General features: G+C 64.4%; 4 protein-coding genes and 2 pseudogenes. 5 read left to right on the forward strand and 1 reads right to left on the reverse strand.

All coding sequences use genetic code 11. From position 1 onward, the window contains the following. The 4 genes and pseudogenes from KUO17_RS25875 to KUO17_RS25890 form a co-directional block, all read left to right on the forward strand. A pseudogene (locus tag KUO17_RS25875) lies at window positions 1–195 on the forward strand (hydrolase); the annotation flags it as partial. Between the two features lie 89 nt (window positions 196–284). Further along, the gene (locus KUO17_RS25880) at window positions 285–851 is read left to right on the forward strand and encodes an antibiotic biosynthesis monooxygenase (RefSeq protein ID WP_217978397.1); all 567 of its coding nucleotides are present in this window, start codon (window positions 285–287) and stop codon (window positions 849–851) included. A 55-nt stretch (window positions 852–906) separates the two neighbouring features. Next, entirely contained in the window at window positions 907–1,725 is an 819-nt protein-coding gene (locus KUO17_RS25885; protein WP_217978398.1) for an alpha/beta fold hydrolase, read from the forward strand. A gap of 81 nt (window positions 1,726–1,806) precedes the next feature. Beyond that, window positions 1,807–3,645, forward strand: a complete 1,839-nt coding sequence (locus KUO17_RS25890) for an amidohydrolase (RefSeq protein ID WP_217978399.1) — start codon at window positions 1,807–1,809, stop codon at window positions 3,643–3,645. Between the two features lie 46 nt (window positions 3,646–3,691). Here KUO17_RS25890 and KUO17_RS25895 read toward each other — a convergent pair whose 3' ends face one another. Then, window positions 3,692–4,603 carry a LysR substrate-binding domain-containing protein gene (locus KUO17_RS25895; protein WP_217978400.1) on the reverse strand — a complete coding sequence of 304 codons (912 nt, stop codon included), beginning with the start codon at window positions 4,601–4,603 and terminating at the stop codon, window positions 3,692–3,694. 167 nt (window positions 4,604–4,770) lie between these two features. Here KUO17_RS25895 and KUO17_RS25900 point away from each other — a divergent pair. Further along, a pseudogene (locus KUO17_RS25900) lies at window positions 4,771–4,853 on the forward strand (hydrolase); the annotation flags it as partial.

The following is a 4,853-nucleotide window of genomic DNA, read 5'->3' on the forward strand; positions in this document are numbered from 1 at the left end:
GAGATGACCCGTGACGCCGCGCATGACCGCATGAGCCGTGCCGGTGCGCAACTGATGACCTGGTTCGGTGTGGCCTGCGAGCTGCACCGCGACTGGCGCAACGATGTCGAAGGCCTGGCGGCGTTGTGCTCCAACCACATCCCCGACTACCGCAACCTGATGACCAGCTACAACGCGCTGACCGCCGGCAAGTAAGGCGCCGCGTCACAGCACACCCATCCAATCCAGCGCCTGCCCACTGTTGCACAGTGGGCCCTGGCCAGCCGTTCATCCCCGGGGACACCATGAACATTGCAACCCAAGACAACCGCAACGTGGTGACCCTGGTCATCCAGCACAAGGCACGCGCCGATTCGCTGGCGCTGTACGAGGCATGGCTCAAGCGCGCGGTCGCCACCGCGCGCCGCCAGCCTGGCCATCTGGGCGTCAACGTGATCCGCCCGCAGGGCGACGGCAGCCACTTCACCACCGTGGTGCGCTTCGCCGATACCGACCTGCTGCAGGCCTGGATCAATTCCGCCGAGCGCCAGGCGATGGTCAGCGAAGTACTGCCGCTGCTGGAGGATGGCGACCAGACCCAGGTCCATGACGACCCGGAGTTCTGGTTCACCCCGCCCAGCAGCAACGCGCCGCAACCGCCGCGCTGGAAGCAGGCGCTGCTGACCTACCTGGTCATCTGCCCGATGACTATGCTGATCCCACACCTGCTGGCGCCGCTGTTTGCGCGCTTCCCGCCACTGGGTGCAGGCATCACCGGCAATCTGATCGGCAACCTGTTCGTCATCCTGCCCGTGGTGTTCTACATCATGCCGTGGGTAACCCGTCGCTGCGCCCACTGGCTGCGCGGTTGAACATTTTCGTATCTGTCTTGTTTGAAGCATTCATCCATTTTCAGGAGATACCGACATGAGCACTTTCGTCACCCGCGATGGCACCTCGATCTACTTCAAGGACTGGGGCAGCGGCAAGCCCGTGCTGTTCAGCCACGGCTGGCCGCTGGATGCCGACATGTGGGACACGCAGATGGAGTACCTGGCCAGCCGCGGCTACCGCACCATCGCCTTCGACCGCCGCGGCTTCGGCCGGTCGGACCAGCCGTGGACCGGTTATGACTACGACACCTTCGCCGACGACATCGCCCAGTTGATCGAGCACCTGGACCTGCGCGAGGTGACCCTGGTGGGCTTCTCCATGGGGGGTGGCGACGTCAGCCGCTATATCGCCCGCCACGGCAGCGGGCGAGTGGCCGGGCTGGTGCTGCTGGGGGCGGTGACGCCGGTGTTCGGCAAGTCCGAGAGCAACCCCGACGGTGTCGATCACTCCGTGTTCGAGGGTATCCAGGCCGGGCTGCGGGCGGACCGGGCGCAGTTCCTCGTCGATTTCGCCACGCCGTTCTATGGTCTGAACCAGGGGCAGCAGGTGTCCCAGGGGGGGCAGGCGCAGACGTTGAACATCGCCTTGCTGGCGTCGCTCAAGGCTACGCTGGATTGCGTGAGCGCGTTCGCCGGGACCGATTTCCGTCCGGACATGGCCAGGATCGATGTACCGACCCTGGTGATCCACGGTGATGCCGACCAGATCGTGCCGTTCGAAACCACCGGCAAGCAGGCCGCCAAGCTGATTGCTGGCGCCGAGCTCAAGGTGTACAGCGGCGCGCCGCACGGGTTTGCCGTGACCCATGCGCAGCAGTTGAACGAAGACCTGCTGGCGTTTTTGTCGAAGTAGCGGGAGGGCCGCACTGCGGCCCTGACCCTGTCATTGTCAGCCTCACATGCGCGACGCAGCCCACTCATCCAAGGAGCCCCCATGACCGCCGATCTCATCCTGTTCAATGGCAAACTGCACACGGTAGACCGTGAGAACCCTACTGCCAGCGCCGTCGCCATCAAGGACGGCCGCTTCCTCGCTGTGGGCAGCGATGCCGAGGCCATGGCCTACCGCAACGAGACCACCCGGATCATCGACCTCAAGCAGCGCACGGTCATCCCGGGCCTGAACGACTCGCACCTGCACCTGATCCGTGGTGGCCTGAACTACAACCTGGAGCTGCGCTGGGAAGGGGTGCCTTCGCTGGCCGATGCCCTGCGCATGCTCAAGGAGCAGGCCGAGCGCACACCCAGCCCGCAGTGGGTGCGTGTGGTGGGGGGCTGGAACGAATTCCAGTTCGCTGAAAAACGCCTGCCGACCCTCGAAGAGATCAACCTGGCTGCGCCCGACACGCCGGTGTTCCTGCTGCACCTGTACGACCGTGCGCTGCTCAACCGCGCCGCGCTCAAGGCCGTCGGCTACACCAGGGACACGCCCAACCCGCCCGGTGGCGAGATCCAGCGCAACAAGTTTGGCGAGCCGACCGGCATGCTTATCGCGCGGCCCAACGCGACCATCCTGTACGCCACCCTGGCCAAAGGGCCCAAGCTGCCACTGGAGTACCAGGTCAACTCGACCCGTCAGTTCATGCGTGAACTCAATCGCCTGGGGCTGACCAGCGCCATCGATGCCGGCGGCGGCTACCAGAACTACCCGGATGATTATCAGGTGATCCAGGAACTGGCCGACAACGGACAGTTGACCGTGCGCATTGCCTACAACCTGTTCACCCAGAAGCCCAAGGAAGAGCTCACCGACTTCAAGAACTGGACCCAGAAGGTCAAGCCGGGTGATGGCAGCGACTTCTTCCGTCACAACGGCGCCGGCGAGATGCTGGTGTTCTCTGCCGCTGACTTCGAGGACTTCCTCGAACCGCGTCCGGACCTGCCGCAGACCATGGAAGAAGAGCTGGAGCCGGTGGTCCGCCATCTGGTCGAGCAACGCTGGCCGTTCCGCCTGCACGCCACCTACGACGAGTCCATCTCGCGCATGCTCGACGTGTTCGAGAAGGTCAACCGCGACATTCCGTTCAATGGCCTGCCGTGGTTCTTCGACCACGCCGAGACCATCAGCCCGAAGAACATCGAGCGTGTGCGCGCACTCAATGGCGGCATTGCCATTCAGGACCGCATGGCCTTCCAGGGTGAGTACTTCGTCGAGCGCTACGGCGCCAAGGCCGCCGAGAAGACGCCGCCGATCCAGCGCATGCTGGCCGAAGGCATCCCGGTGGGCGCGGGTACCGATGCGACCCGCGTATCGAGCTACAACCCGTGGACCTCGCTGTACTGGATGGTCAGTGGGCGGACCGTCGGCGGCATGGAGCTGTACCCCGAAGGCCTGAGCCGCGCCACCGCGCTTGAACTGTTCACCCATGGCAGCGCCTGGTTCTCCAGCGAGCAGGGCAAGAAGGGTCAGATCAAGGTCGGCCAGCTGGCGGACCTGGCGGCGCTTTCGCTGGATTACTTCAGCGTCGATGACGAGGCGATCAAGGGCATCGAGTCGGTGCTGACCGTGGTTGATGGCAAGGTGGTGTATGGCGCCGAGGAGTTCGACAAGTACGGCCCGAGCCTCATTCCGGTGTTGCCGGAGTGGTCGCCAGTGGCGCTGGTGCCCGGGCACTGGCGTGCCGGTGCACCGATGGCGGCCGCCTTGCACCAGTGCGTGGGGCCATGCGGGGTGCATGCGCACAGCCACGAGAAGGCGCGGCACTCGACGGTGCCGGTCAACGACTTCCAGGGGTTCTGGGGGGCGTTGGGTTGTTCGTGCTTTGCGTTCTGACCTGAATCGGGGGCCTTGATGGCCCCCTTTTTCATGCGGCGTGTGGTCAGGCCATGTCGCTGGCGGCGAACTCCTCGGCCAGGTGATCGATCAGCGAGCGCACCGAGGGCAGGAGCCCGCGTCGCGACGGGAAGATCGCATGCACGATGCCGCAGCGTGGGTGCCACGCTGGCAGCAGCTCCACCAGCCGGCCGCTGGCCAGGTCATCGCGTACCGCCACCCGCGGCAAGTGCGCGATGCCCACGCCGGCCAGCACGAACTGGCGCAGGGCGAACAGGTCGTCGGTGACCATCCTTGGCGTGTGCGCGATGACCAGGCTGCGGCTCATGTCTTCGCCCTGGAACAGTGACCACTGGTAGTCGCGCTGGGCGCCACCCCAGTGAACGCTGGGCAGTGTGCCGAGCAGTGACGGCTCGAAACCTGCGGGTAGTTGTTCGAGGAAGGAGGGGTGGCCGACCAGGCACTGGGTGCTGTTGCTCAGCACCTTCATCACCATGTCGGTGTTTTCAAGGGGCGGAAAGCGCACCCGTAGCGCCATGTCGAAGCCCTCGTGCAACAGGTCGACACGACGGTTGGTACTTTCGATGAACAGCTCGACCAGGGGGTACCTGGCCATGTAGCGGGTGAGCATCGGTGCCACCAGCGAGTTGAGCAGGGTGGTCGGGCAACTGATGCGCACCAGGCCCCGTGGCTCGCTGCGGTTGCGCTCGATGACCTCGGCGGCGCCCTCGGCTTCCACCCGCATGGCCGTGCAGCGGCGGTAGTACTCCTGCCCGATCTCGGTCAGCGAGCAGTGCCGGCTGGTGCGATGCAGCAGGCGCACACCCAGGCGATCCTCAAGGTCGGCGATGCGCCGGCTGAGCTTTGACTTGGGCATGTTCAGCGCCCGGCCGGCGGGGGCGAAGCCGCCGTGCTCGACCACCTGGGTGAAAAAGTAGAGGGAGTTGAGGTCTTCCAAGAAAGGGGTTCTCCGCAGGCAAGCGCCATTCCATTTATCGTTCGCATGATAGAACGCTAAAGCCGGATTTAGCTATCTGGTGCATCAAAGGTCTTGGTTTTAATCTTTACTCAACAACGCGAAACACCCCACTGATTCGAAACCAAACCACCTTCTGGAGCACGACCATGACCGCATTCAAATACAACCGCCTGAACAAAGATGACGCTGCCGTACTGCTGGTCGACCACCAGGCTGGCCTGCTGTCGCT

This window comes from Pseudomonas aegrilactucae (genome assembly GCF_019168305.1).
In the GTDB taxonomy this organism is placed as follows: domain Bacteria; phylum Pseudomonadota; class Gammaproteobacteria; order Pseudomonadales; family Pseudomonadaceae; genus Aquipseudomonas; species Aquipseudomonas aegrilactucae.